The organism is Streptomyces sp. ATCC 21386 (assembly GCF_018728545.1).
GTDB lineage: Bacteria > Actinomycetota > Actinomycetes > Streptomycetales > Streptomycetaceae > Streptomyces.
This window is the reverse complement of sequence record NZ_JAAVVL010000001.1, coordinates 3836504-3863108: the sequence shown is the minus strand read 5'-3', so window position 1 is coordinate 3863108 and position 26605 is coordinate 3836504. Positions and strand designations below refer to the sequence as shown.

24 protein-coding genes and 1 riboswitch are annotated in these 26605 nt (G+C 71.4%); of the genes, 7 read left to right on the top strand and 17 right to left on the bottom strand.

What is annotated here, in order from left to right; translation table 11 throughout:
• Nucleotides 1-311: 311 nt before the first annotated feature.
• Nucleotides 312-752 carry an Lrp/AsnC family transcriptional regulator gene (locus GWK25_RS16900; protein ID WP_033532524.1) on the bottom strand — a complete coding sequence of 147 codons (441 nt, stop codon included), beginning with the start codon at nucleotides 750-752 and terminating at the stop codon, nucleotides 312-314.
• Between the two features lie 268 nt (nucleotides 753-1020).
• Between GWK25_RS16900 and GWK25_RS16895 the strand changes: the two genes are divergently transcribed.
• Nucleotides 1021-1479: a hypothetical protein gene (locus GWK25_RS16895; RefSeq protein WP_215451029.1), complete on the top strand. Its 459-nt coding sequence runs from the start codon at nucleotides 1021-1023 to the stop codon at nucleotides 1477-1479.
• A gap of 394 nt (nucleotides 1480-1873) precedes the next feature.
• On the opposite strand, the gene GWK25_RS16890 is transcribed toward GWK25_RS16895, so the two are convergent.
• The gene (locus GWK25_RS16890) at nucleotides 1874-3052 is read right to left on the bottom strand and encodes an acyl-CoA dehydrogenase family protein (RefSeq protein ID WP_215451028.1); all 1179 of its coding nucleotides are present in this window, start codon (nucleotides 3050-3052) and stop codon (nucleotides 1874-1876) included.
• 356 nt (nucleotides 3053-3408) lie between these two features.
• Here GWK25_RS16890 and GWK25_RS16885 point away from each other — a divergent pair, with 356 nt between their 5' ends.
• Nucleotides 3409-4656, top strand: a complete 1248-nt coding sequence (locus GWK25_RS16885; protein ID WP_215451027.1) for a glycoside hydrolase family 18 protein — start codon at nucleotides 3409-3411, stop codon at nucleotides 4654-4656.
• An 88-nt stretch (nucleotides 4657-4744) separates the two neighbouring features.
• Here the strand turns inward: GWK25_RS16885 and GWK25_RS16880 are convergent, their stop codons facing one another.
• From GWK25_RS16880 to GWK25_RS16870, 3 genes are all read right to left on the bottom strand, one after another.
• Nucleotides 4745-5404, bottom strand: a complete 660-nt coding sequence (locus tag GWK25_RS16880; protein WP_215451026.1) for a TetR/AcrR family transcriptional regulator — start codon at nucleotides 5402-5404, stop codon at nucleotides 4745-4747.
• Nucleotides 5405-5507: 103 nt separating this feature from the next.
• Nucleotides 5508-5654, bottom strand: a complete 147-nt coding sequence (locus GWK25_RS16875; RefSeq protein WP_215451025.1) for an SCO1431 family membrane protein — start codon at nucleotides 5652-5654, stop codon at nucleotides 5508-5510.
• A gap of 150 nt (nucleotides 5655-5804) precedes the next feature.
• Nucleotides 5805-7199: a peptidase C39 family protein gene (locus tag GWK25_RS16870; protein ID WP_215451024.1), complete on the bottom strand. Its 1395-nt coding sequence runs from the start codon at nucleotides 7197-7199 to the stop codon at nucleotides 5805-5807.
• A gap of 172 nt (nucleotides 7200-7371) precedes the next feature.
• On the opposite strand from GWK25_RS16870, the gene GWK25_RS16865 reads away from it, so the two are divergent.
• Together GWK25_RS16865 and GWK25_RS16860 are read left to right on the top strand one after the other, a co-directional pair.
• Nucleotides 7372-8025 carry a uridine kinase gene (locus GWK25_RS16865; protein WP_215451023.1) on the top strand — a complete coding sequence of 218 codons (654 nt, stop codon included), beginning with the start codon at nucleotides 7372-7374 and terminating at the stop codon, nucleotides 8023-8025.
• Between the two features lie 435 nt (nucleotides 8026-8460).
• Nucleotides 8461-10338, top strand: coding sequence for an AAA family ATPase (locus GWK25_RS16860; protein ID WP_215451022.1), 1878 nt, complete (start codon nucleotides 8461-8463; stop codon nucleotides 10336-10338).
• Nucleotides 10339-10614: 276 nt separating this feature from the next.
• Here GWK25_RS16860 and GWK25_RS16855 read toward each other — a convergent pair whose 3' ends face one another.
• The 9 genes from GWK25_RS16855 to GWK25_RS16815 form a co-directional block, all read right to left on the bottom strand.
• A complete protein-coding gene (locus GWK25_RS16855) occupies nucleotides 10615-11703 on the bottom strand; it encodes a hemolysin family protein (RefSeq protein ID WP_215451021.1) in 1089 nt (362 codons plus the stop codon).
• Nucleotides 11700-13172, bottom strand: a complete 1473-nt coding sequence (locus GWK25_RS16850; protein WP_251828888.1) for a hemolysin family protein — start codon at nucleotides 13170-13172, stop codon at nucleotides 11700-11702. Before GWK25_RS16850 ends, GWK25_RS16855 begins: the two co-directional genes overlap by 4 nt.
• 244 nt (nucleotides 13173-13416) lie before the next feature.
• Complete coding sequence (locus GWK25_RS16845; protein WP_215451020.1) at nucleotides 13417-13881, bottom strand: PH domain-containing protein; 465 nt, start codon at nucleotides 13879-13881, stop codon at nucleotides 13417-13419.
• A gap of 20 nt (nucleotides 13882-13901) precedes the next feature.
• Entirely contained in the window at nucleotides 13902-14759 is an 858-nt protein-coding gene (gene hisG / locus GWK25_RS16840) for an ATP phosphoribosyltransferase (protein ID WP_215451019.1), read from the bottom strand.
• A gap of 68 nt (nucleotides 14760-14827) precedes the next feature.
• A complete protein-coding gene (locus tag GWK25_RS16835; protein ID WP_003988914.1) occupies nucleotides 14828-15100 on the bottom strand; it encodes a phosphoribosyl-ATP diphosphatase in 273 nt (90 codons plus the stop codon).
• A gap of 34 nt (nucleotides 15101-15134) precedes the next feature.
• Nucleotides 15135-15620 (bottom strand): 6,7-dimethyl-8-ribityllumazine synthase, encoded by a 486-nt coding sequence (gene ribH / locus GWK25_RS16830; RefSeq protein ID WP_033532534.1) that lies wholly within the window; start codon nucleotides 15618-15620, stop codon nucleotides 15135-15137.
• Nucleotides 15621-15675: 55 nt separating this feature from the next.
• On the bottom strand, nucleotides 15676-16965 hold the full coding sequence (locus GWK25_RS16825) for a bifunctional 3,4-dihydroxy-2-butanone-4-phosphate synthase/GTP cyclohydrolase II (RefSeq protein ID WP_215451018.1): 1290 nt from the start codon (nucleotides 16963-16965) through the stop codon (nucleotides 15676-15678).
• Nucleotides 16962-17594 (bottom strand): nicotinamide mononucleotide transporter family protein, encoded by a 633-nt coding sequence (locus GWK25_RS16820; protein WP_215451017.1) that lies wholly within the window; start codon nucleotides 17592-17594, stop codon nucleotides 16962-16964. Before GWK25_RS16820 ends, GWK25_RS16825 begins: the two co-directional genes overlap by 4 nt.
• On the bottom strand, nucleotides 17591-18211 hold the full coding sequence (locus GWK25_RS16815) for a riboflavin synthase (RefSeq protein ID WP_184896457.1): 621 nt from the start codon (nucleotides 18209-18211) through the stop codon (nucleotides 17591-17593). The genes GWK25_RS16820 and GWK25_RS16815 overlap by 4 nt, the downstream gene beginning before the upstream one ends.
• Nucleotides 18212-18365: 154 nt before the next feature.
• A riboswitch (FMN riboswitch) is annotated at nucleotides 18366-18496 on the bottom strand.
• Between the two features lie 374 nt (nucleotides 18497-18870).
• On the opposite strand from GWK25_RS16815, the gene GWK25_RS16810 reads away from it, so the two are divergent.
• The gene (locus GWK25_RS16810) at nucleotides 18871-19629 is read left to right on the top strand and encodes an SDR family oxidoreductase (RefSeq protein WP_215451016.1); all 759 of its coding nucleotides are present in this window, start codon (nucleotides 18871-18873) and stop codon (nucleotides 19627-19629) included.
• Nucleotides 19630-19762: 133 nt separating this feature from the next.
• Here the strand turns inward: GWK25_RS16810 and GWK25_RS16805 are convergent, their stop codons facing one another.
• Nucleotides 19763-20977 (bottom strand): ROK family transcriptional regulator, encoded by a 1215-nt coding sequence (locus GWK25_RS16805; protein WP_215451015.1) that lies wholly within the window; start codon nucleotides 20975-20977, stop codon nucleotides 19763-19765.
• A 509-nt stretch (nucleotides 20978-21486) separates the two neighbouring features.
• On the opposite strand from GWK25_RS16805, the gene GWK25_RS16800 reads away from it, so the two are divergent.
• On the top strand, nucleotides 21487-22698 hold the full coding sequence (locus GWK25_RS16800) for an MFS transporter (protein WP_215451014.1): 1212 nt from the start codon (nucleotides 21487-21489) through the stop codon (nucleotides 22696-22698).
• A 63-nt stretch (nucleotides 22699-22761) separates the two neighbouring features.
• Here the strand turns inward: GWK25_RS16800 and GWK25_RS16795 are convergent, their stop codons facing one another.
• Nucleotides 22762-23928 (bottom strand): glycoside hydrolase family 6 protein, encoded by a 1167-nt coding sequence (locus GWK25_RS16795; protein WP_215457401.1) that lies wholly within the window; start codon nucleotides 23926-23928, stop codon nucleotides 22762-22764.
• A gap of 208 nt (nucleotides 23929-24136) precedes the next feature.
• Here GWK25_RS16795 and GWK25_RS16790 point away from each other — a divergent pair, with 208 nt between their 5' ends.
• Nucleotides 24137-24874 (top strand): DUF5995 family protein, encoded by a 738-nt coding sequence (locus GWK25_RS16790; protein ID WP_215451013.1) that lies wholly within the window; start codon nucleotides 24137-24139, stop codon nucleotides 24872-24874.
• Here the strand turns inward: GWK25_RS16790 and GWK25_RS16785 are convergent.
• Entirely contained in the window at nucleotides 24871-26583 is a 1713-nt protein-coding gene (locus tag GWK25_RS16785) for an NAD(P)/FAD-dependent oxidoreductase (RefSeq protein ID WP_215451012.1), read from the bottom strand. The two genes, GWK25_RS16790 and GWK25_RS16785, sit on opposite strands and share 4 nt — an antisense overlap.
• Between the last annotated feature and the right edge of the window lie 22 nt (nucleotides 26584-26605).

Here is a 26605-nt window from a genome sequence, read left to right as displayed (position 1 = left end):
GGCGGCTGCCGCGACGTACTTGGGCCGGTGTTCCACGGCACCCGGCGCTGTCGACTGTGCCCACCCTCCCCCGCTCTCTCGGCGTCGCTCGAGCGGGAGGTGCCCCCTCTTGTCGGCCGCCCTGGTGCACCCCGGCCCGCAGCGCGGAAGGATCGCCCACAGCGATGAGCCGCCGGCAGCGAACAGACGAGCGGCAGGCGGCAGGCGGCAGGCGGCAGGCGGCAGGCGGCAGGCGGCAGGCGGCAGGCGGCAGGCGGCAGGCGGCAGGCGGCCGAGGAAACGTCCGGCGGCGGCCGTGCCGAGCCGCGCCGTCAGATTCTCGGGGGCCTGGCCTCGTACGGGGTCGACAGCACCACCGTCGTCCGCGTCGAGACGCCGGCGAGCGACCGCAGGCGCGCCAGCAGCTCCTCCAGCTCGTGCGGGGTCGCCACGCGGACCTTGAGAATGTAGTTCTCGTCGCCGGCGACGCTGTGGCAGGCCTCGATCTCCGGGACGCCCGCGAGGCGTTCGGCGATGTCGTCGGGGGCGCTGGGATCGAACGGTTTGACCGAGATGAACGCGGTCATCGGCAGCCCGACGGCCTCCGGGTCGACGACCGCGGCATAGCCCCGGATGACGCCACGCTGCTCGAGTCGGCGCACCCGCTGATGCACCGCCGACGTGGACAGGCCCGTGGCCTTGCCCAGGTCGGTGTAGCTCATCCGCCCGTCCGCGACGAGCAGCTGCACGATCTGTCGGTCCAGCTCCTCCATGGCGCAAGAACCTACAGGGCGCTTGATCTCCTGCGATACCTGAGCGGCGCAGGTCATGACCGGTTCGTGATGTGCCTGCGAGCCGCCTGTGAGCCATACGGGTGACAGCCGGACCATGTCGGGCACCTGCGAGCGGCATGTGACGAAGACCACAGCACCCGAACAGGCTTCGTGATGATCTCGTGATTACCCCCGAGACGGGGCGGGAAGTGCTTGCTGTGGTCGAGGCCGCAGTGCCTTCACGGCCCAGCCCGAGGGGGAGAATCCCATGCAGAGTCTTAAGCGCCCTGGTCGTACCGCACCCAAGCGACTCCAGGCGGTCATCGAGCCCGAGCCGGAGGGCGTCGAACCGGACGACGAGTTCGACGCGTACGACACCTTCGAGATGTACCGGGTGATCTGCCCGGACTGCGCTCAGCCCATCGCCCTGCTGTCCGATGAGGACAGCCTCCCCGAGCACGCGCGCGTCGTTTCGCCGTGGAACCCCTTCGGGCTCACGGCCTGTGCCGGCACCGGTCGTTCGGCGAGCGAGGCCCGGTCGGCGGACGAGTCCGTCGAGCCGCAGGAGCAGGACACCGCGCTGCTGTTGACGCTCCCGCAGAGCATCGACTGGCGCACCCAGCCCTTCTCGCACGTCGGTGGCCCGGGCTCGCGCCCGATCCGCGTGCCGGTGATGCGGCGCCAGCAGCCCGAGCAGAGCCGGGCCGAGCAGCGCCGAGCCGCTTGATCCCGGGCCCGGTCGGGCCCAGCGCCTCCGTGCCCGGCGGGCAGGCCGCCCTGCCCCGTTCGGTCCCGGCGCGAACTCAGACACGATTCCCGGGAACGGTGACCCGCGCGACCTCGTGCGCGTTGGCCCGGTATGACCCCACCTTTTTCGGTGACCGGGAGTCGGCGTCACATCTTCGTACCGGCTTCGGCAGAATCGCTTCCGCAAGGGTCGGCCCCGCTCCAGGACCCGCCCATCTACCGTGCTCTGCTGCGGACTTGGGCAGAACGGGGCCGCACCCTGCCGGGGCGTCACGATCCGGAATGGGTGCAACTGGTGACGCCGCCCAGCGGTCTCGACCAGTTCGGCACCCGCGCGGACCCGCTCGGGGCGCCCGACTTCTTCCGTGGTTCGTTCAGCGTGACTCGGGCCCCGCGAGGTGACGGGCGATGACCATCCGCTGGATCTGATTGGTGCCCTCGACGATCTGGAGCACCTTGGCCTCGCGCATGTACCGCTCGACGGGGAAGTCCGCCGTGTAGCCGTACCCGCCGAGGATCTGGACGGCGTCCGTGGTGACCTTCATCGCGGCGTCGGTGCACAGCAGCTTCGCCATGGCCGCCTGCTTGGAGAACGGCCTGCCCGCGTCGCGCAGTCGTGCGGCCGAGAGGTAGAGCGCGCGTCCCGCCTCCACCTGTGTCGCCATGTCGGCGAGCATGAAGCGCAGCCCCTGGAAGTCGGAGATCGGGCGTCCGAACTGCTGCCGTCCGGTGGCGTAGGCGACCGCTTCGTCCAGTGCCGCCTGAGCCACGCCGATCGCGCAGGCCGCGATGCCGAGCCGCCCGGAGTCGAGCGCGGACAGGGCGATCGCGAAGCCCTGACCCTCCTCACCGATACGCCTGCTGTCGGCGACGCGCACCCCGTCGAAGTAGAGCTGCGCGGTGGGTGAGCCCTTCATGCCCATCTTCTTCTCCGGTGCCGCGGCGCTCAGCCCCGCGGCGTCCCCCGGCACCAGGAAGGCCGTGATGCCCCGGGAACCGGAGCCCTCGCCGCCCGTACGGGCCATCACCGTGCAGAAATCGGCGATGCCGCCGTGGGTGATCCATGCCTTGGTGCCGCTGATCACCCAACCCTCGCCGTCCCGCACCGCCTTGGTCCGCAGGGACGCGGCGTCCGAGCCGGACGAGGGCTCGGAGAGGCAGTACGCGCCGAGCAGACGGCCGCCCAGCATCGCCGGCAGATGCTCGGCCCGCTGCTCCTTGGTCCCGTAGTCGGCCAGAGCGTGACAGGCCAGGGTGTGGACGCTGACCCCGAGGCCGACCGTGAGACGGGCCATGGCGAGTTCTTCCAGCGCCTGCAGATAGACCTCGTAAGGCTGGCCCCCGCCGCCGTGTTCCGCGTCGTACGGCAGGCCGAGCAGTCCCGACTCGGAGAGCAGACCGAAGAGTTCGCGAGGGAAGCGGCCGGCGTCCTCCTCCGCCGCCGCGTGCGGGGCGATCTCCCGCTGCGCGATCTCACGGACGAGCGAGATCAGATCCCGGGCCTCCTCCGTGGGCAGTTGACGGTCCACCGGCTGCGCGGCGCGCTCGGGCATGGCGACGCTCTCCTCCCTGTAGGGCACGGCGGCGGACACGCACCGGGGATGAGGTGGTGCCGCCGGGGCACACGTGCCACAGCCGATGGTCCTCCTCCGGATCACGGAAGCCGCTGATCAGCGGCGGTGGCGCTGGAAGTATGCCCGATCCGGCGCAGCGAGTCACCGGTTGACGACCGTTCGTCCGGGCACGTTCCGAGCCCGCCACACCCCCGCCCAAATTGGTCCGAACCATTGACCCCAGTGGTCTAGTCCTCTACGTTCTCCCCCAACAACGCGACACCGCGTTCACCCCCCTCGGCACAGCAGGTCCAGGCAGGACCCTCCCCGTCCCGCTCCCCTCCCCCGGAGTCACGATGCTCAGACCGCACAGCCCCCGCGTCCCCGTCAGGACGCTTGTCGCCGCCACGTGTTGCGCCACCCTCGGCGCTGGACTGCTCGCCGGAGCCGGCACCGCGACCGCCACCCCGGCGGAGGCCGGCTCCCCGCAGCGCACGCCCGGCACGGCCCCTTCCAAGGTCGTCGGCTATTTCATCGACTGGGGCATCTACGGCCGCAAGTACTACGTCAAGAACATCGAGACCTCCGGCTCGGCGAAGAAGCTCACGCACATCAACTACGCCTTCGGAAACGTCGTCGACGGCAAGTGCTCCCTCGGCGACCCCTGGGCGGACACCGACAAGCCGTTCACCGCCGAGGAGTCCGTGGACGGCGTCGCGGACACCGCGGACCAGCCGCTCAGCGGCAACTTCAACCAGCTGCGCAAGCTGAAGAAGCTGCACCCCAACCTCAAGATCGTCTGGTCGTTCGGCGGCTGGACCTGGTCCGGCGGCTTCGGTGAGGCGGCGAAGGACCCGGTGGCCTTCGCGAACTCCTGCTACGACCTCGTCGAGAACTCCCGGTGGAAGGACGTCTTCGACGGGATCGACATCGACTGGGAGTACCCCAACGCCTGCGGTCTCACCTGCGACACCAGCGGCAGCGAGTCCTTCGAGGACCTGATGGCCGCACTGCGCAAACGATTCGGCAAGAAGGAGCTCGTCACCGCGGCGATCACGGCCGACGCCAAGCCCGGCGGCAAGATCGACGCGGCGGACTACGCGGGCGCCGCGAAGTACGTCGACTGGTACAACCCGATGACCTACGACTACTTCGGCTCCTGGGACGCGACCACCGCCCCGCACTCGCCGCTCTACCCCTACCCGGGCATCGCCGACAAGCACTTCAACACCGCCGCCACCATCCAGAAGCTGAAGAGCCTCGGCATCCCGTCCTCCAAGCTGCTGCTCGGCATCGGCTTCTACGGCCGCGGCTGGACGGGGGTGACCCGGTCGGCGCCCGGCGGCACGGCGACCGGCCCCGCCGCGGGGACGTACGAGGCGGGCTACGAGGACTACAAGGTGCTCAAGAAGACGTGCCCGGCCAACGGGGTCGTCGGCGGCACCGCGTACGCCAAGTGCGGTGACGACTGGTGGAGTTACGACACCCCGCGGACCATCAGGGGGAAGATGGCGTACAAGCACGCGCAGGGCCTCGGCGGCACCTTCTTCTGGGAGCTGAGCGGCGACACCGCCGACGGCGAGCTGATCAAGGCGATCAAGTAACCGCCGTGACGGGGGACTTGGGGTGGGGGTCGGTCGGCGGACCCCCACCCCGAGTGCGTCGCCGGGGTGTCCCCGGACCCTGGAGCGCTCAGGCGTCCCGGCGGGCGGGCTCCGGCGCGAGATAGGCCGGGGCCAGCTCCTCGATGGCGCGCAGCGAGCCGCCCAGCATCTTGACCAGCAGGTCGCGCATGGTGTCGCGGGGCAGTTCGGGGCGGTCGATCCAGTCCAGCGTGGCGCCCTCGACCGCGCACACCCAGCCGAACAGGCCCATGCGGGCGACCGGTTCGATGTCCGTCCTGCCGTACGCGCCCTCCGCGATGGTGGCGACGATCGCCTCGCGGACGCCGTCCCGGATCGCGTGGACCTGGGTGTCGAAGCCGACACCGCCACTGACGATGGTGCGGTAGGCGGCCTGGTTGTCCTCCGCGTACCGGAGATAGCAGTCTATGGTCCTGTGCACCCGTTCGACGGGCGGCAGTTGCAGCCCGCTCGCCGCGAACGTGATCAGATCGGCCACCGAGTCCTCAACGATCGCGAGGTAGTAGCCGCGCTTGGACTTGAAGTAGTAGTAGATCAGTCCCTTGGCCACGTGCGCCTGACGCGCGATGTCGTCCATGGACAACGTGTCGTACGACGTGTCGGCGAACAACTTGCGCCCGATGGAGATGAGTTCGGCGCGGCGCGCCAGCGAACGGTCGGTGCCGCGAGCCCTCGACGGTTCGACGCCACGCTGTTGACTGCTATTCAATTTCGGTCCTGGTCTCCAACTGCCAGCGGGACAACCGCAGTATCGCAGACCCTCACCACCAGCTTGTTCGACTCTGATCGACAGAATCGACCGGCGGATCAGGTCACAGCAGACCCAGCTGGGCCACCAGCATCGCGACGACCACGACCAGGGTCCAGCCCATCACGTGCTCGACGATCTTCGGGCCGTCGTCCCCGGGCCCGCCCGTGCGGGTCCGGATGCGGGTGGCGGTGGCGGAGGTCGCGGTCATGGCAGCTCGCTGGTGTGATCGGTGTGCGGTGGGCTCCCCCCACCGCCTCGTCCACCTTGCCACCGCATGGGCGGTTCGCGGCCGAGACCTTGGTCACACGTCGGCGCGGCCCCGGTCGCCCGGGAGCCGCGCCGCACCTGACCTGCCGCGTCAGTGGATGCCCACCGCCGAGAGCGCCGCGCGCTGGCGGGCCGTGGGACGCGCCGGGAAGTACACATAACAGACGCCGCCGGTGCCGGAGACGACCTTGCCGGCGGCGTTGTACCGCTTGGTCCGCAGCCAGATGTTCTCCCACTCGCGCCGCCGGTAGACCCGGCGCACCGCCTCGTTGGTCGGCGAGTTCGGGTCGTTGGCGATGACGTCGCCCTCGGCCGTGAAGCCGATCACCGTCATCAGATGCCCGGCCGTGCCGTAGCCCGCCCCCGTCAGCTCCTCCGCGAGGAACGACTGGGAGGTGATCGCCGGGATGCCCGCCCCGATCAGTGTCTCCAGGTCGGTGAGCGAGCCCAGCCGGGTCACCACGCCCTGGAGATCCCGGTAGGTGGCGGCGTAGGCGGCGTTGAAGGGCCAGTTGCCGCAGCCCTCGTACTGGTAGTCGAAGGTGAACCGCGCCGCGTGGCACACCTGCGGGTCCGCGAACGCCGGATCGACCCAGGCCAGGTCGGCGGCGGTGGGCTTCCTGCCCCAGAACTCCATGACCATCTGGGAGGAGGTGGGGCTGCACCAGGCCTCGCCGCCGTTGTCGTACTCGGGGTACTGACCCTTGTGGATCTCCTGCGAGTAGCGCGGGACGTCCAGCTCTCGTGCGAGTCCGGGCGTCGAGGCGGGAACGGTGAAGCGGTCGGGGACGTCGGAGCCCATCGCGCCGAGCCGCCAGACCGTGGGGGTGAGCCGGGTACCGGGCGTGCGGTAGAGCGTCAGGCGCAGCCGGTAGGAGGCCAGGCGCAGGCCCGTCGCCGGGTCGTCGATCGCGAAGGTGTCCGTCCAGACACTGCTCCTGCCGTCCTTCTGGCCGTCGACGGACGTCCGCCTGATGTCCCGGTCCCCGGACGCCCACCTGCCGAGCACGTACCAGGGCGTGTCGGTGCCGTCGGAGTACGTGCCCTTGAGCTCGATCCCGATCCAGGTGCCCTCGGGGGTGTGCGCGTTCCAGGACGCGACGGCCTCGGTGGCGGGCACCGTGAGCCGGTGGACCGGCGAGGTCCAGGTCCCGTACTCCCACGCGGCCGTACGCCCGGTGTGCGGGTCGGTGTAGTCGATGGTCCCGAGCGGCGTGTCGATCACCAGGCCCGGCCGCGCCCCCGCCTTCGCCAGGGTGCCCCGGGCGCTGCCCGAGCACCAGTCGGCGTACGAGGTCCAGGCCCGGAAGTCGGTGAAACGTTCCGGTGCTCGCGTGGGGCGGCCGGGGGCCTCGCCCCGGCCGCTCGTGGTGTCTGCGACCGCCTGACCCGCCGCTCCCGCGGCCGCCGCGGCGGCTGCGGTGGCTGCGGTGGCGACGGCTGCGGTCAGGACGGTCCTGCGGGACGGCTCGGAGAGGCTCGTCATCTGCGGGTGACCCCCAGTGGTCCGGATGGAACGGTTCAGACGCACGGCTGTTCGCCCACTATGGACGCCGGGGAACGAGTTCTGCCAGCACCTCGCGCCGCGCCACGCCCGCCAATATTGGTCGACACCAGTGGCGTATCCGCGACCGCGCGGCACGGTGTTCAATCCACGTATGCACGACTCCCCCGCTTCCGTGGACCCGGCCGTCGACGACCTCGCCGCGCGGCTGCGGCGGCTGCCGCCCTCCTGCGGCCCGGTCCGGCTGGTGGCGGTCGACGGGCACGCCGGTTCCGGGAAGAGCACCTTCGCCGGACGGCTGGCGGACGCGCTCGGCGGCGCCCCGGTGCTGCACCTCGACGACATCGCGACACACGAGGAGCTGTTCGCATGGACGGATCGCCTGCTGGACCAGGTGATCGAGCCACTGCGCCACGGGCGGAGCGCGCGGTACACCCCCTACGACTGGCGTGCACGCGGCTTCGGCCCGGCGCGTGTGCTGCCGAGCGCGCCGGTGGTCGTCGTCGAAGGAGTGGGGGCGGGCCGACGGGTGTTGCGGCCGTTTCTGGCGTGGCTGGTGTGGATGGAAGTGGCGGAAGGGGATGCCTGGGCGCGGGGGCGGGCTCGGGACGGGGTGGAGCAGGACGACTTCTGGGCCGGCTGGGTCCGGGCGGAGCGTCGGCATTTCGCCGAGGATCCTTCTCGGCCGTTCGCCGATCTCCTGATTCGGCCGGGAAACACGGGGTACGAGGTGCTCACGGGGCCCCCGACGACTCCCGTATCGGCGCCGCATCTCACTCAGGGTGACGGGCCATCCGCAATGTGCTGAACTCGTGAAGACAGCTGTCCGAGAAGTTGCCCGAGGGCCCCAACTCGGCTTGACCGAGGGGCCGTACAGGTCTTACGTTCTCAATGTGCGGTCGATCGACACCGCCCGAATACGCGAAGCCCCCGGTTGTTCCCCCGTGATCGGGGGCTTCGTTCTGCCTTCTTCGCGGCTTTTCGGAAGCCTGAGGGACACGATTCCTTCACCCTCGGTCACCGTCCGCAATGCGCCCCGTCTGCTCCCACCTCGCGGGACGAGGGGTGCGGCACCCTTCGAAGGGCGCCCGACCCGCAGGTACGATGCCCAAGGTGCGACCTTCGGACGGCTGCAGCAACGCACCGGCGCAACTCCCGTCCGCGGCACAGCGGTTCGACGAAGGCTGCCGACGGGCACCGGCCCGTTCGGTTTCCAGCGGGGGCACGGTTTGTGGGGGACGTGATGGACTTCGGCTCGCGGGGCCCCGAGGCCCCGGCCGACCTCGCCTGGCTGCGAGGCGTGGACGCCTACACCATGGGCGCCTATCCGCAGGCGGAGGAGGAGTTCCGCGCCGCGGTGCGGATGGATCCGGGCATGGCGGACGGCTGGCTCGGGCTGCACGCGCTTCGGGTGGACACGACGACCGCGCTGCTGCGCATGTTCCGGCACCGGGAACGCTTCGGGGAGCAGCGCACCCGGCACCGTCGCACCCTCAACTCCTGGTACTGGCTGGGCTGGTGGGTGCAGCCGGTGCTGGAGAGCCCGCGTGATCTGCTCCTCGCGCACGCCTCGCACTGGCTGGACGGACGTCATGTGCCCGAGCTGGACCGGGCGCTCGCCGGGCTGCCGCCGGTCGACGCGGACCACCAGGTGCGTTTTCTGCACGCCTGCCGCGCCTATCTGGTCAAGGACTGGGAGCAACTGGTCCGGCACACCGATCCGCTGCTCGACGATCCCCTGCTGGGCATCGAGGCAGGGCTGTTCGGCGGGATGGCCAGGGTGCGGCTGGAGACGTACGGACAGGCCGAGCCACTGCTCTCCGCGGCGCTGATGCGCTGTCGCAGCGAGCAGCCGCAGCGCAAGGAGCTGCGGTACTGGCTGGCCCGCGCCCATGAGGGCACGGGGCGCAGCGCGGCCGCGCTGCCGCTGTACCGGGCCGTGCACCGGGTCGACCCCGCCTTCATGGACACCTCCGCCCGGTTGGCCGCGATCGCCGAGGGGGACGGGTACGACGACGACGCGAGCGACTTCGCCGCGATCTCGCTCGCCGGGATCGGGCAGGACGTGCTCGACGCCGACGGGCTGGAGCCGTTCTTCGACGCCGAGGGCCGGGACCTGAAGGTGTCCGATCCCGGGCCGCCGGCCTCGGGCGGGCTGCCGCCCGAGGCCGGCGACACCTTCGTACGGGAGAAGTCCGCCGTGGTGCCGGTGGAGCCGCTGTCCCTGCCGGCGGGGCCGACGGATCCGGAGCTGTTGGAGGAGGCGCTGGCCGAGCTGGAGCGGATGGTCGGCCTGGAGCCGGTGAAGCGGCAGGTCAAGGCGTTGTCCGCGCAGCTGAACATGGCGCGGTTGCGGGCCGGGCAGGGGCTGCCCGTGCAGCCGCCCAAGCGGCATTTCGTCTTCTCCGGGCCCTCGGGGACCGGGAAGACGACCGTGGCACGAATACTGGGCCGTGTCTTCTACGCGCTCGGGCTGCTCGGCGGCGATCACCTCGTCGAGGCGCAGCGTGCGGATCTGGTGGGCGAGTACCTCGGACAGACCGCCGTGAAGGCCAACGAGCTGATCGACTCCGCGATCGGCGGGGTGCTGTTCGTCGACGAGGCCTACTCCCTGTCCAACTCCGGGTACGGCAAGGGGGACGCGTACGGGGACGAGGCGCTTCAGGTGCTGTTGAAGCGGGCCGAGGACAACCGGGACCATCTGGTCGTGATCCTGGCCGGCTATCCGGAGGGAATGGACCGGCTGCTGGCGGCGAACCCCGGGCTGTCGTCCCGGTTCACGACGCGGGTCGACTTTCCCTCGTACCGGCCGTTGGAGCTGACCTCCATCGGGGAGGTGCTCGCGGCGGAGAACGGGGACGTGTGGGACGAGGAGGCGCTCGACGAGTTGCGGTCCATCTCCGGGCATGTCGTGGAGCAGGGGTGGATCGACGAGCTCGGGAACGGGCGGTTCCTGCGGACGTTGTACGAGAAGAGTTGTGCGTACCGGGACCTGCGGTTGTCGGGGTATCCGTCGATTCCCACGCGGGATGATCTGTCGACGTTGCGGTTGCCGGATCTGATGCAGGCGTACGGGGAGGTGTTGTCGGGGCGGGGGCCCGGAGAACCTTCGGCGATGTGAGTCTTTCTCGCCCCCGCCCCTACCCGGCCCATCGCAGGGGCTGCGCGCCCCTTGGACACCCGCGTCAAAGACTCGGGGCTCCGCCCCGGACCCCGTTCGCGCAGTTCCCCGCGCCCCTGAAAAGGGGCGCGGGGAACTGCGCGAGAAGCCCCACCGACCCGCGGACGACCGACAAGCGAGCGGGGTCGAAGGGGCGCAGCCCCTGGATGGGGGCACCTCCCGCTCGAGCGAAGCCGAGAGTGGGGGAGGGACGGGTAGGGGCGGCGGGGGCGGGAATCAGCTGGCGAGGGCCTGCTGCGGGGGTTCGCTGAGCCTTGGCTCTGTCACCCGGGCCGGGGGGACCTCCCGGTGGGCCGGGTCCCGGACCTCTCCCACCAGCAGTTCCAGGACGTCCTCCAGTGCCGCCAGACCGAGTACCTTGCCGGACGCGTCGGCCACCTGCGCCAGATGCGTGGCGGCCCGCCGCATGACCGTCAGCGCGTCGTCCAGCGGCAGCTCCGCGCGGAGGGTGGTCATGGGCCGCCAGATCTGCTGGGGAACGGCACGGTCGGAGTCCTCCAGGTCCAGGACGTCCTTGACGTGGAGGTAGCGGCCCATGAAGGCACCGTTCTCCGCGACCACCGGGAAGCGGGAGTAGCCCGTGCGGGCGGTCAGCGCCACGATCTGCGCGGGCGTCACCGAGGGGGCCACCGTCACCAGGGTGTCCCGCTTGAGCAGCACGTCCGTCACCGGGCGGGAGCCCAGCTCCAGCGCGTCCTCCAGCCGCTCCTGCTCCTCGGGGTCGAGCAGCCCGGCCTGACCGGAGTCCTCGACCAGCCTGCCCAGCTGGACGCTGGTGAAGACGGCCTCGACCTCGTCCTTGGGCTCGACGTGGAAGAGCCTGAGGACCACGCGGGCGCAGGCACCGAGACCGGCGGTGACGGGCTTGCACAGCCGCGCGAAGGCCACCAGTGCCGGGCTCAGCCACAGGGCCGTCTTCTCCGGCGCCGCCATCGCCAGGTTCTTGGGCAGCATCTCGCCGATGACGAGGTGCAGGAAGACGACCACGGCCAGCGCGATGACGTAGCCCAGGGGGTGGATCATGCCGTGCGGGAGGTGGATCGCCTCGAAGACCGGTTCCAGCAGCCGGGCCACCGTCGGTTCGGCCACCGCGCCCAGCGTCAATGAGCAGACGGTGATGCCGAACTGGGCGGCCGCCATCATCTGGGGCAGGTTCTCCAGGCCGTAGAGGACCTGGCGGGACCGGGTGGTCCCGAGGGGTTCGATCTGGCTGCGGCGGACGGAGACCAGGGCGAACTCTGCGCCGACGAAGAAGCCGTTGGCGAGCACCAGGAGCAGGGCGAACAGGAGTTGGAACATGCTCATCGGGTTGCCTCCACGGCCGAGGCGGCGTCTGTGGCGGGGGTGATGCCCGGGAAGCGGGCCGCTTCCGTGACGGGGATGGTCGCCTTCACGTCGGCCGCCTCCGCGGCGGGGGCGGTGTCCTTGCCGCGGGCTGCCGCCTCCCGGCCGTGGACGGGGTCCGTGCCGGGTGTGGTGCGGACGAGGCGGACGCGCTCCGCGCGGTAGTGGCCGACCTGGCGCACCGCCAGCCGCCAGCCGGGCAGCTCGGCGTGGTCGCCGGGGGCCGGGATACGGCCGAGCAGGTCGGCGACCAGGCCGGCGACCGTCTCGTACGGGCCCTCCGGGACGTCGAGACCGATGCGCTGGAGCACGTCGACGCGGCAACTGCCGTCGGCGTCCCAGGCAAGGCGGCCGTCCTCGGGCGGGGCGGCGGCGAGTTCGGGCCGCTCGTGCACGTCGTGTTCGTCGCGCACCTCGCCGACCAGTTCCTCGACGATGTCCTCCAGGGTCACCACCCCGGCCGTACCGCCGTACTCGTCGACGACGACGGCGATGGGCTGCTCGCTGCGCAGCCGGGCCAGCAACGGCTGCACGGGCAGTGACTCGGGGACGAGCAGCGGGGTCCTGGCGATCCGGCCGACCGGGGTGTGCAGTCGTTCGTGGGCGGGGATCGCGAGGGCGTCCTTGAGGTGCGCCATGCCGACGATCTCGTCGATCCGCTCCCGGTAGACGGGGAAGCGGGAGAGGCCGGTGGCGCGGGTCAGGTTGACCACGTCCTCGGCGGTGGCCGAGGACTGCAGGGCGCTGACCTTGACCCGCGGTGTCATCACGTTCTCCGCGGTCAGGTCACCCAGGGAGAGGGTGCGGACGAAGAGGTCGGCCGTGTCCTGTTCCAGGGCGCCGGCCTGGGCCGAGTGCCGGGCGAGGGAGACCAGTTCGCCGGGGGTGCGGGCGGAGGCCAGCTCGTCGGTGGGCTCGACGCCGAAGGCGCGGACCAGGCGGTTGGCGACCGCGTTGAGAGCGGCGATGACCGGGCGGAAGAGACGGGAGAAGACGTGCTGGGGACCCGCGACGAAGCGGGCGACCTGCATGGGCTTCGACACCGCCCAGTTCTTGGGGACCAGTTCGCCGATCACCATCTGCACGGCCGAGGCCAGCAGCATGCCGACGACCACGGACACCCCGGACACGGCGCCTTCGGGTATGCCGATGGCGGTGAACGGGCCGTGGAGTATCTCCGCGAGAGCCGGTTCGGCGAGCATGCCGACGACCAGGGAGGTGATCGTGATGCCGAGTTGGGTGCCGGAGAGCTGGAAGGACAGCTCCTTGAGCGCGCCCACCACCTTGTGGGCCCGGCGGTCGCCCTCGGCGGCGGCTTTCTCGGCCTCCGGCCGCTCGACCGTGACGAGGCCGAACTCGGCGGCCACGAAGAAGCCGTTGGCGAGGATCAGCAGGAACGCGGCTCCGAGGAGCAGCAGGGGGATGGTCATGCCGCCGCCTCAGTGTGCCGGGAGGGGGCGGCGCAGGTACTACAGGACGATCCGTCCATCGCTGGAGGGAGTCACTCCTCGAATAGCAGGGAGCCCCTGCCTTCCGGGGTGGAACGACAGAGGCGGAGGCGCGACGAAAACGCCTCCGCCAACAGATTAATCAAGACAGGGGCCGGTGCGGCAGGGGCGGCGGCCCCGAGTCGGCCCTGATCTTGGTCAGGACCGACCGGGACGCGCCTCCGGGTCAGCCCTGACGCTGCTCGGGCTCGGCGACCGACCGGGCCTCGACCAGCGCCCTCAGGGTCCGCGCGTCCTCGATGGCACGCTGCTTGGCGATGCCCGGCTGGATGCCGAGCGCGGGCATGCTGGTGCCGTCGGTGAGGTCGAGGAAGACCCAGGGGTCGCCCACCCGCAGGTTGACCTGCACGATCTCGGCCCAGCCCAGCCGGCGCCGCGCGGTGATGTTGACGACGGTGACCCCGGCCTCGTCGGCGACGACCTTGGGCCGGGAGAGCATGCACAGCACCCCGGCGAGCATGGCCGCCGTGAAGACGAAGCTGAGCCGCTCCCCCGGGCCGAGTGTGGGCAGCAGCAGCGCGACGACCGTGATGACCACGAAGATCGCGCCCGCGGCGGTCAGCAGTACGGCTCGGGTGCGGCCCGGCCGAAAAGTGACGGGCAGCGTGGGGAGGGGGGACTGGTCGGGCATGGCGTGCGACTCCCCGGCCGTCAGAGGCGGCAGGCGTGGATGGCGGTGGTCAGGATGGCCCGCGCGCCGATGTCGTAGAGGTCGTCCATGATCCGCTGGGCCTCCTTGGCCGGGACCATGGCCCGGACGGCGACCCAGCCCTCGTTGTGCAACGGCGAGACGGTCGGGGACTCCAGGCCCGGGGTGAGCGCGACGGCCTTCTCCAGCTGCTCGACGCGGCAGTCGTAGTCCATCATCACGTACGTCCGGGCCACGAGGACGCCCTGGAGGCGGCGCAGGAACTGCTGCACCTTGGGCTCGTTCTCCGAGGTCGTGTCGGCGTCGACGCGGCGGATGACGACGGCCTCGGACTTCATGATCGGCTCGCCGAAGACCTCCAGGCCGGCGTTGCGCAGGGAGGTGCCGGTCTCGACGACGTCGGCGATGACCTCGGCGACGCCCAGTTCGATGGCGGTCTCGACGGCTCCGTCGAGGTGGACCACGGAGGCGTCGATGCCGTTGTCCGCGAGGTGGCCCGCGACGATGCCCTCGTAGGAGGTGGCGACCGTCTTGCCCTTGAGGTCCGCCACGCCGTCGGCCGTGCCCGGCTTGGAGGCGAAGCGGAAGGTGGAGCGGGCGAAGCCGAGGGGGAGGATCTCCTCGGCCTTGGCGCCGGAGTCGATGAGCAGGTCCCGGCCGGTGATGCCGATGTCGAGGCGGCCGGAGGAGACGTAGATCGCGATGTCGCGGGGGCGGAGGTAGAAGAACTCGACCTCGTTGGCCGGGTCGACGATCCGCAGCTCCTTGGACTCCCGGCGCTGCAGGTAGCCGGCCTCATGCAGCATCTCCCCCGCAGGGCCGGACAGGGAACCCTTGTTGGGGACGGCGATGCGCAGCATGAGGCCAGCTTCCTTCGTTCGGTTTCGTACGTTCGGGTTTCGTACGGGGTGGTGTGCGGGGGTACGGCTCAGAGGTGGGCGTACACGTCGTCCAGGGAGATGCCGCGGGCGACCATCATCACCTGGACGTGGTAGAGCAGCTGCGAGATCTCCTCGGCGGCTGCCTCCTTGCCCTCGTACTCGGCGGCCATCCAGACCTCGGCGGCTTCCTCGACGACCTTCTTGCCGATGGCATGGACGCCCTTCTCGACCAGTTCTGCGGTGCGGGAAGTGGCGGGATCGCCCTGGGCGGCCTTGTGCTGGAGCTCGGTGAAGAGCTCCTCGAACGTCTTCTTGGACATGGTGAGGCCCAGCCTACGCGCAACCGGCCGCGCCTCAGCGCCAGGGTTCAGATACTGAGCGGAGGGTCGCGGCGGTCGCCACCGCCGCGGTCACCGCCTCGTGGCCCTTGTCCTCGTTCGAGCCCTCGATGCCGGCGCGGTCCAGGGCCTGCTCCTCGGTGTCGCAGGTCAGTACGCCGAAGCCGACGGGGACTCCGGTGTCGACGGAGACCTGGGTGAGGCCCTGGGTGACGCCCTGGCACACGTACTCGAAGTGGGGGGTGCCGCCGCGGATGACGACGCCGAGGGCGACGATGGCGTCGTATCCGCGTCCGGCCAGGACCTTGGCGACGACGGGGAGTTCCCAGCTGCCGGGGACCCGCAGCAGGGTCGGCTCGTCGATGCCCAGGTCTCGCAGAGCGCGCAGGGCGCCTTCGACGAGGCCGTCCATCACCTTCTCGTGCCACTGGGCCGCGATGACCGCGACGCGCAGGTCGCCGCAGTTGCGTACGGACAGTTCGGGTGCGCCCTTGCCGCTCACGTTGCTCCTTGGTTCCTGGATCTCTTGCTCGTTGGTCTTGCCGCTGGTTTCGGTGTTACTGGTTGCCGCAGGTGGACGTGGTGGCGGTGTCCAGCCAGGGCAGGTCGTGGCCCATCCGGTCCCGCTTGGTGCGCAGGTAGCGGAGGTTGTGCTCGCCCGCGCGGACGGGCATCGGCTCGCGGTCGGTGACGGCGAGGCCGTGCCGGACGAGGGCGTCGGTCTTCTCGGGGTTGTTCGTCATGAGGCGCAGGCTGCGGACGCCGAGGTCCTGGAGGATCTGGGCGCCGGCGCCGTAGTCCCGGGCGTCGGCGGGCAGGCCGAGCTCCAGGTTGGCGTCGAGGGTGTCACGGCCGAGCTCCTGGAGTTCGTACGCGCGCAGCTTGGACAGCAGGCCGATGCCCCGTCCCTCGTGGCCGCGCAGGTAGACGACGACGCCGCGGCCCTCGGTGGCGATGCGCTGGAGCGAGGTCTGCAGCTGGGGGCCGCAGTCGCAGCGCAGCGAGTGGAAGATGTCGCCGGTGAGGCATTCGGAGTGGACCCGGACGAGGACGTCCTCGCCGTCGCCGATCTCGCCGTGGACCAGGGCGACGTGCTCGACTCCGTCGACGGTGGAGCGGTAGCCGTAGGCCGTGAAGTCGCCGAAGGCGGTGGGCAGTTGGGTCTTCGCCTCGCGCTTGACGGTGGGCTCGGAGCTGCGCCGGTAGGCGATCAGGTCCTCGATGGAGATGATCGTCAGGCCGTGCTTGCGGGCGAACGGGATCAGTTCGGGCAGGCGCAGCATGCGCCCGTCCTCGCCGGCGATCTCGACGATCGCGCCGGCCGGGCGCAGGCCCGCGAGGCGGGCGAGGTCGACGGCGGCCTCGGTGTGGCCGTCGCGCACGAGCACCCCGCCGGTGCGGGCGCGCAGCGGGAAGATGTGGCCGGGGCGGACGAAGTCGCCGGGCTCGGCGGTGCCGCTCGCCAGGAGTTGCAGGGTGGTGGCGCGGTCGGAGGCGGAGATGCCGGTGGTGACGCCGTGCCGCGGGCCCGCGTCGACGGTGACGGTGAAGGCGGTGCGCATGGACTCGGTGTTCTGCTGCACCATCTGCGGCAGTTCGAGCCGGTCCAGCTCGTCTCCCTCCATGGGGGCGCAGATCATGCCCCGGCACTCGCTCATCATGAAGGCGATGATCTCGGGGGTGGCCTTCTCGGCGGCGATGACGAGGTCGCCCTCGTTCTCGCGGTTCTCGTCGTCGACGACCACGACGGGACGGCCCGCCGCGATGTCGGCGATGGCCTGCTCGATCGGGTCGAGCCCGAAGTTCTCGACGTCGTCGGTGCTGTAGAGGATCGGCGCGGTGCTCATGCGGGGGCTCCTTCCAGGGCGGGCTTGCGGGAGCGCAGCCACCAGTCGCGCATGCCCCACAGGACGAGCGCGCCGTAGATGATGTAGACGAATCCGGAGAACGCGTATCCGTTGGCGAAGTTGAGGGGGACGCCGACGAGGTCGACGAGCAGCCAGGCGAACCAGAACTCGACCATGCCGCGCGCCTGGGCGTACATGGCGACGATGGTGCCGGTGAAGATGTAGGCGTCCGGCCAGGGGTCCCAGGACAGGGTCGGGAAGGCGGTGAAGAGGCCGCCGACGGCGAGGGTGCCGAGCGCGGCGCCGGCGATCAGCCAGCCGCGCTCGCGCCAGGTGGCGAAGCGCGGGGTGATGGCGCCGTCCGCCGACCGTCCCTTGGTGCGGTTCCACTGCCACCAGCCGTACGCGGCGACGGCCATGACGATGACCTGCTTGCCGGCGCTGCCGGTGAGGTCTCCGACGAAGAGGCTGAAGAGGACCAGGCCGGAGAGGAACTGCACGGGCCAGTTCCACAGGGAGCGGATCGCGCCGAGGGCGAGAGCGATCAGTCCGAGGACGTTGCCGATCATGTCCGACCAGAGGATCTGCTGGCCGAAGGCGGTGAAGGCGACGCTGTTCAGGGAGTTCACCGTCCCGCTCCCGGGGTGCCCGCCGTCCCCTGGCTGCCCAGCAGGCGCTCGACGTACTTGGCGATGACGTCGACCTCCAGGTTCACCGGGTCGCCGGGCTGCTTGCGGCCGAGCGTGGTCAGGTCGAGGGTGGTGGGGATGAGGCTGACGGTGAAGTAGTCGGGGCCGGCGTCGACGACGGTGAGGCTGATGCCGTCGACGGTGATGGAGCCCTTCTCGACGACGTACCGGGTGAGGTCCGCCGGGAGCGAGATCTTGACGATCTCCCAGTTCTCGGACGGCTTGCGCTCGATGACCTGGCCGGTGCCGTCGACGTGACCCTGCACGATGTGTCCGCCGAGGCGCTCACCGACGGCCATCGGGCGTTCGAGGTTGACTCGGGAGCCGACGGCGAGGGCGCCGAGGCTGGAGCGTTCGAGCGTCTCCGCCATGACGTCGGCGGTGAACCAGTCGTCCTCGTGCTCGACGACCGTGAGACAGACGCCGTTGACGGCGATGGAGTCGCCGTGCTTCGCCCCCTGGGTGACGACGGCGCCGCGCAGACGGAAGCGGGAGGAGTCGCCGAGGTTCTCGACGGCGGTGACCTCACCCAGCTCTTCGACGATTCCGGTGAACACTTCCCGGGTCCTCCTGCCTCGTGGGGCACGGACTCCGGGGCTGTCGAAGACGACAGACAGAGCGGACAGCGGCACAGGGGGCGACGCCGTATGCGGGCCCACCTCCGACGAGGCAGACCGAAAACAGACGGCGGCGCGCACGAATGCCCGCCCGCCGCGCACTGCCTCCCATCCGGACTTTAACCGTCGGTCCAGGAATTTCACCTGGTCAACCGGCCGCTGGAAGCGACCGGGTCGCGGACTGTAACCGCCGGTTCGGACTTTCACCGACCCCGGAGTGCGCTGCTTCTGGTACAGGGCCAGTGTGCCACGCCCGGTCGACACCCATGCGGGTGAGCGCTGTGGGGTGGCTCACAGACGGCATCACTGGACTTCTCCGACGAACACCGACGCGTTTCGGCTATCACTGACCAAGGGTCAATTTCTGGCACAGCGGCCCCACTCGAAAGGATCTCGACCCATTGACCACCTTGGTCTAGTCCTTTTAAAGTCTGCGGTCGCGGTACCCGCCTCGAACGGCCCGGCGGCGGTGACGACGGCCCTTGCCCCGCCGCCGGGTCCCCCGCCCTGACGGGTCCCCGCACTGCCGACCGGGGCCCCGGCCCGCACCCTGGTGTTCTCGGGACGGCGACGCGCAGAACGTGAAGGGGACGGACGGCATGACCACGATCCTGGTGACCGGTGGCACCGGCGTTCTCGGCCGCCCTCTCGGCGAGCGGTTGCGCGCGGACGGGCACGAGGTGCGGGTGCTCAGCAGGCACGCGTGGCCGTACGCCGTCGACCTCGTCGCGGGCGGGAGCGGGCTGGACGCGGCCGTGGCCGGGGTGGACACGATCGTGCACTGCGCGACGTCGCCGCGCGGAGGCGACGAGAAGGCGGCGGAGCACCTGATCGAGGCGGCGAAGCAGGCCGGGGTGGGCCATCTGGTCTACATCTCGATCGTCGGTGTGGATCGGGTGCCGCTGGGCTACTACCGGTCCAAGCTGGCCGTCGAGCGCCTGGTCGAGGGGTCCGGGCTGGGCTGGACGATCCTGCGCGCGACCCAGTTCCACGACCTGCTCGTGCTGCTCTTCGATGTTCTCTCCAAGCCGCCGGTCATGATGCTCCCCGCCGGGGTGAGCGACCAGCCCGTCGCCGTCACCGAGGTCGCGGACCGTCTGGCGGAGCTGGCCGGGGGCGCCCCCGCCGGCCGGGTGGACGACCTGGGTGGCCCGGAGATCCTCACCTTCCCCGAACTGGCCCGCGCCTACCTGACGGCCACCGGCCGCCGCCGCCCGCTCCTGAACGTCCCCCTGTTCGGCTCGGCCTACCGGGGCTTCCGGGACGGCGGACACCTCGCGCCGGAGCGGGCCGCGGGGAAAGGTACGTTCGCGGAGCACCTGGAGCGGCGGTTCGGGACGAAGCCGGGCAAGCGGTGAAAGCCGGGAGTGGGTGCCGGGGTAGAGGGCGGGGACCGGGGTAGAGGGCGGGGGCAGGGGGCCGGGTGCGAGGGCCGCTCCCCCGGACCTGACCTGCTGAACGTCCCGCTGCCGCGCGGACTGAACGTCGGACCTATCGCGCGGGCGCGCCGAACAGGTCGTCCTGGGCCGCCTCCCGGGCCATGAGCAACGCGCCGCGCAGGACCGCGGCTCCGCCGAGGCCGCCGGCCCGCACCTCGGTCGGGAGCGGTGACATGGCCGCCAGCCGCTCCCCCACCCTGACGGCGAGCTCCGCCCCACCGGCCTGCCCGACCTCGCCCCCGAGCACCACACACCCGGGGTCGAGCACAGCGACGACCGAGGCCGCGCCGATGGCCAGGCGGTCGGCGAGCGCGTCGAGGAAGGCGGCCTCGGGCGCGGGCGGCGACGCGTCCGCCGCGCCGTTCGCGGCGAGGGCGGTCACCGCCGACCGCACCAGCGTCGCCGCGTACGGCTCGTGCGGCACGGCCTCGGCCGTGAGGCCGTGTGCGGCGGCCAGCGCTGTCACCGCCGCCGCGCCGCCGAGGGAGTGGAAGCCGCCCTCGCAGTCGACGGCCGAGGGGACCATGGCCGTGCCCGGGACCGGGAGGAAGCCGATCTCTCCGGTGCCGCCGGAGGCACCGCGCCGGAGGCGGCCGTCGAGGACCACGGCGGCTCCGGTGCCGAGGCCCAGCCAGAGGAGGACGAAGGTGTCGCGGTCGCGGGCGACACCGTCGCGCTGTTCGGCGAGCGCGGCGAGGTTGGTCTCGTTCTCGACGAGGACGCGGGCGGGGAGCCGTTCGCCGAGGGCGGCGACCAGGCGGCGGTGCCATGCGGGCAGGCCGCTGGAGTCACGGAGTTCGCCGGTGACCGGGTCGATCAGGCCGGGAGCGCCGATCACCACCGTGTGCAGCCGGTCGGCGCCCGCTTCCTTGGCCGCGCGCTCCACCAGGGTGACCGCCTGCTCCACCGCGGGGCCCGTGCCGGTGTCGTCCGCGATCGGGACGGACGCCCGCGTCAGCTCCGTACCGATCAGATCGGCCACGACGACCGAGACGCCCTCGGTGCGCACATCGAGGGCGGCGAGATGCGCGCGGTCGGCGACGATGCCGTGGACGCGGGCGTTGGGCCCACGCCGCTGCTCCCCCGACTCCCCCACGACCTCGATCAGCCCGGCGGCCGTGAGGCGCTCCACGAGGTCGGCCACGGTGGGCCGCGACAGCCCCGTGAGCTGCTTCAACCGCCCTGCCGTCAGCGGCCCTTCCTGCTGCAGCAGCCGCAGGGCGAGCCGGTCGTTGATGGCTCGGGCGGTGCTGGGTGATGCGGGCATGCCGGGATCCTCCCAGAAAGGCGGCGCTCAGGGGTGGTTGGCCTGAAGCACCTGCTCCCCGCCCCGCCTCCTATCTATCAGGCAGGGTTCCTGATAGTTTACTTCAGCGCCGGGATCGGGGTGGGCCGAGGGCAGGGTGAAGCGGAGAGCCGAGCGCGGTGGGCGGGCAAGCAGACAGGCAGGCGGCTGAGGAACGGAGCGCGGGGGCGTGCCCCCGTACGGGACGCGTCCGTGGCGCGGGGGACACGGGAGACGCCGGGAGCGGCGTCGGCTGGGGCCACCGGGAGCTGTGCCGTCCGAGGCCGCCGGGAGCGGCGCCGTCCCGCGACGGAGGAGAGCGACGCGGTCCCGTGACGGCGGAGGCGGAGCGGGCCGCCGTCCGTACGACGGCCGAGGGCCTGGCGGGTGCCCTCGTGGCGCACCCGGAGGCGGGGCGCGGCGCCTTCAAGGCGGAACGACAGCCGAGGCGCGAAGCCTCTCGGCACACCGAGGATTCACGGAGGCGGAGAATGAGTGCGGTGATCTACGAGCGGCGCGAGGTGAGGCGGGCACGGTACGCCGTGGCGGCCGTGTTCGCGGTGCACGGCGCCGTCACCGGCTCGTTCGCGACCCGCGTGCCGTGGATCCAGGACCATGCGGGCGTCAGCACGGGCCAGCTGGGTCTCGCACTCGCCTTCCCCGCGATCGGCGCCTCCCTGGCGATGCCGCTCGCGGGACGCATCAGCCACCGGTTCGGCGCCCGGACGGCGCTGCGCGGACTGCTCTCGCTGTGGACGCTCGCCCTGGTCCTGCCCTCCCTCGCGCCGAACCTCTGGACCCTCTGTCTCGCGCTGTTCGTGTACGGCGCGTCGGCGGGCATGGCGGACGTCGCCATGAACGCGCTCGGTGTCGACGTGGAGAACCGCCTCGGGAAGTCGATCATGTCGGGGCTGCACGGCATGTGGAGCGCGGGCGCCCTCGTCGGCTCGGCGGCCGGCACGCTCGCCGCGCACCTCGGGTCGGACGCCCGGCTGCACCACGCGCTAGCCGCTGCCTCGCTCACCGCGCTCGGGCTGATCGCCTGCCAGTGGGTCCTGGATCTGCGGCCCACCGAGGACGAGGAGCCGCCTCCCCGCTTCGCGCTGCCGCCGAAGTCGGCGCTGCTCATCGGCGCCGTCGGGTTCTGCGCGGTGTTCGCGGAGGGGGCGGCCCTGGACTGGTCGGCGGTCTACCTGCGGGATCAGTTGGAGACCTCGGCCGGGCTCGCCGCGGCGTGCACCACCGGGTTCATGCTGACCATGGCGGTGGCCCGGCTGGCGGGCGACGCGGTGGTCAACCGCTTCGGCTCGGTCCGTACCGTCCGGGCCAGCGGCGTGCTGGCCGCACTCGGCGGGGTCCTCATCGTCGTCGCGAACGTGCCGGCGGTGGCGATGACCGGCTTCGCCCTGATGGGCCTCGGCATCGCGGTCGTCGTGCCGCTCTGCTTCGCCGCCGCGGGCCGCAGCGGGCCGAACCCCAGTCTGGCCATCGCGGGGGTCGCGACCATCACCTACACCTCCGGGCTCGTCGCACCGAGCGCGATCGGCGGTCTGGCACAGCTGACCAGCCTGGTCGTCTCGTTCGGTCTGGTGACCGTGCTGGCGTGCGGCCTGGTGCTTTTCGCGGGCGTGCTGCGCACCAGCGACCGCGACCGCCCGCAGATGCCCCGGCCGAACGTGGCGCTGCCCGACCTGAAGCCCTGATCCGGCCGCGCCCGGTCCCCCCGCTCCCGGTCTGAAACCCCGATCCGGGCGCCGGGCTCCCCCTCACCCGCGCGCCAGCTCGTACGCGTACCCCGGGGAGAAGGCCCCCGCCCTCCCCCGGCAGCCGTCGGACTCGCCCGGGAGTTTCACCCACAGATAGGCGTCGACGCGGGGTTCGCCGGTGGTGAGGGTGGGTGGGCGGCCGAGGGCGCGGCCCGCGGGGTCGCACCAGGCGCCGTCGGCGGGAGCGCCGTTGCCGTTGCGGCTGGTGTCGATGACGGCGCCGAGGCCGGCGGGAGCGCCGAGGGCGTCGAGGACCCGGCGGGTGTAGGCGACCTCGGCTTCCGTGCGGTTGAAGTTCGACACGTTGCTGAAGACACCGTCGGAGCCGTCGGGAGCGGCGGCGCCCGCCTGCCGCAGGAGTGCGGCCTGCTCGACCGGGGTGTTCCATTCCGAGTGTCCGGCGTCGTGGTAGACGCGGGCGCTCGGGTTGGCCGCCTTGACGACCCGGCCGGCGCGGGCGAGTGAGGCGAAACGGTCGGCGCGGCCGGCGGCGGAGAGACAGTCGGACTGCGCGATCGCGTCCGGCTCCAGGATCACGATGACGTCGTCCGAGCCGAGCCCGGCGGCGAACGCGTCGATCCAGGCGTCGTACGCGTCCAGGTTCGGCGCCCCGCCCTGCGAGGCACCGCCGCAGTCCCGGTCGGGGATCGCGTACGCCACGAGGACCGGCACCTGGTCGCGCGCGGCGCCTCCGGAGGCGACCGCCGCCACCTGGGAGGTGATCGTGGCGGGGGCGGGGTCGGTGAACCAGACGGCGGCGGGACGGTCGGCGATGCCCGTCTCGATGGCGGCGCCGCGCGGGTCGTCGGGGTGGTCACGGACCCAGTCGAGGACCTGCGAGTCGGGGTGGCGGTAGAGCTTTCCGGAGCCGGTCCCTGGTGCCGCCCGCCGTTCGGTCCGCTCCGCCGAGGGCTCCGTTCCGGCCTTGACCGAGGGCCCGCGCGAGTGCGAGGGCGACGGCGGGGGCGAGGTGTGCCGCGGGGAGGAAGGGCCGGGAGCCGGCCCGGTCGGGCCGGAAAGCGCGGTGGGGGCGGAGAGACCGGACGGATGGCCCCCCGAGCGGCTCGTCGGCGGTCGGGCCTCGTCGATGCCTCTGTCACCGCCCGTCGCCGCCGCCATCGCGGTGATCGTTCCGACGACGGCCACGATTGCCGCGGCGGCCGTCATGGCGGCGCGCCGCACCGCCCGCCGACGCTCGGCCCGGCGTGCGGCCAGACGCTGGGCGCGTAAGCCTGACACGTGGTTCTCCCCCTGCTCCCCGGGCCGCGCCACGTCGGCTCCCCAGCACTTCCCGCCGTGCCCGCGTTACCCCGTTCCGGGGACGCGACGGGCACGGCGGCACCGGTGTCAGCGTAGGCCTGCGACCCTGCCCCCTATGGCGCAGTCGGAACATTTCACCAATTCCGGGGACTCGACGGGCACGGCGGTCGCGTCCGGCGCGGTGGACACCGTCCTCCGCCGTATGCGTGCCCTGGACGCGGTCCTTCCGGAGCGGGACGGGATCGCGGTCTTCAACAGGGTCTACCTCGCCGTCACGGAGGCCATCGGCCGGCGCCTGGACACCGGTCACTTCCCGGACGCCCGGGCCGCGATCACCCTGGACGTGCTCTTCGCCGAGCGGTACCTGAGCGTCGCCGAGGGCGGCCGCGCACCCGCGTGCTGGCGGCCGCTGCTGCAGTTGCGGCGTCATCCCGGGGTACGGCCGCTGCAGTTCGCCCTCTGCGGCATCAACGCGCACATCGGGCACGATCTCGCGTTGGCCGTCGTGGACAGCTGTCGTGCGCTCGACTGCGGACCAGCCGCTCTGGAGGACGAGTTCGAGCAGGTGGGCGATGTCCTCGTCGCGCTGGAGGAACGTATCCGCGAGGAGCTGATGCCGGGTCCCGATCTGCTCCAGATCGCCGATCCGCTCACCCATCTGCTTGGCGCGTGGAGCCTGGAACGCGCCCGTGAGGCCAGCTGGTCGGCCGCCCGCGCGCTGTGGGCGCTGCGCGGACTCCCGGATCTCGCAGAGGAGTTCGCCCACCGGCTGGACGCGGCGGTGGGCCTGGCGGGCCGCATGCTGCTGACGCCGATGCCCGAGCGAGCCGACTGGCCCCGAAACCGCCCCTAGTCCTCGGGGAGTTCGACGGGAGCGATCGTGTCGTACACGTCACCCGGGCCCGGGTTGGTCGCGTCCGTGGCGCCGCCGAAGTGGTGCATGACACCCCAGACCGCGTTGAGCGCCGTCTGGATCGCGCCCTCCGCCCAGCCGGCCGTCCAGGAGATGTCGTCGCCGGCGAGGAAGATGCCCCGCTTGTCGTCGGGCAGCCGGTCCTGCATGAAGTGGGTGAACAGGCGCCGCTGGTAGCGGTAGTGGCCGGGCAGGTTCGCCTTGAACGCGCCCATGAAGTAGGGCTCGTTCTCCCAGGAGACGGTCACCGGGTTGCCGATGACATGGCTGCGGATGTCGACGTTCGGATAGATCTCGCCGAGCGACTTCAGCATGACCTCCATCCGCTCGTTCGCCGACAGGGGCAGCCACTTGAGGCTGTCGTCGCACCAGGTGTAGGAGAGGCAGATGACGGCCGGCTTGTCGGGGCCGTCGTCGAGGAGGTAGGTGCCGCGCGTCATCCGGTCGGTGAGCGTCATCGACATCACGTCCCGCCCCGTCGGATTTCCCCTGTCGTCGACGGCCTTGTCGAGCCAGAACGGCCGGTCGACGGGCACGAAGAGCTTGCTGGACTCCATGTAGTGGGTCCGCTCGATGGCCGTCCAGTGGTCGATCGGGAAGAGCGAGTCGTCGCAGGCGATCTTCGACAGCAGCATCCAGGACTGGGCCGTGAAGATCGCCGCCCGGTACGTACGGATGTCACCGTTCGCGTCCGTCACCGTGATCCGGTTGCCGGCGGTCCGCTGCAGCCGGGTCACGGCGGGCCTGGGCTCCCCCTCCGTGTGGAGGGACCTGAGGGACGTCCCGTACGGCCAGTGCACGATCTTCTGGGGCTCGCGCTCCCAGAGCCGCAGCGGGAGCTGCTGGCTGCCTCCGACGATGCCCCGGTGGTGGTCGTCGGCCTCGGTGTAGACGACGCGCAGGATCTCCAGGATGGAGTTGGGGAAGTCGGTGTCCCAGCCGCCGGTGCCGAAGCCGACCTGGCCGAAGATCTCGCGGTGCCGGAAGGACTTGAACGCCTCGGAGTCGCAGAGGAAGCCGTAGAAGGTCTGGTTGTCGAGCCGCTCGACGAGCTTCGCCCAGATCTCCCGGATGCGCGGCACGTCCCGCTCACGCAGCGCCCGGTTCATGTCGGAGAAGTCGGCGCCCTCTTCGAGGCAGGTCTTCCAGGCGGCGGCCACGTCCCGGTACACCTGGGGCAGGTCGTCGATGGTCTCGGCGTAGTGGGACTCGCCCTTGAGGTCGACGACGGTCGAGGGCGTGGCCTCCGCGAGGGGGTTGGGGAACGGCCGGGTCTCCAGACCCGCGAGGTCGATGTAGTGCTGGAGCGCCGTGGAGGACGGCGGGAAGCGCATGGCCCCCATCTCGGCGGTGAGCGAGGGATCGCACCCGTCGAAACCGACCGTCCGCAGCCGCCCGCCGATCCGGTCGGCCTCGTACACGACCGGCTTGAGCCCCATCTTCATCAGCTCGTACGCCGCCACGATGCCGGACAGCCCGCCGCCGATGACCGCGACCTCGGCCCCGTGCTCGGTGGCCGGTATCTGGCCCAGCCCGGCCGGGTGGGCCAGGAAGTCGTCGTACGCGTACGGGAAGTCCGGGCCGAACATGGTGATCGGCGGCTGCTGCTCGTCTGCGTGCTCGACGGCGTTGGGCACGGTGGACGTCATGGGGTACGGACTCCTTGCGGTG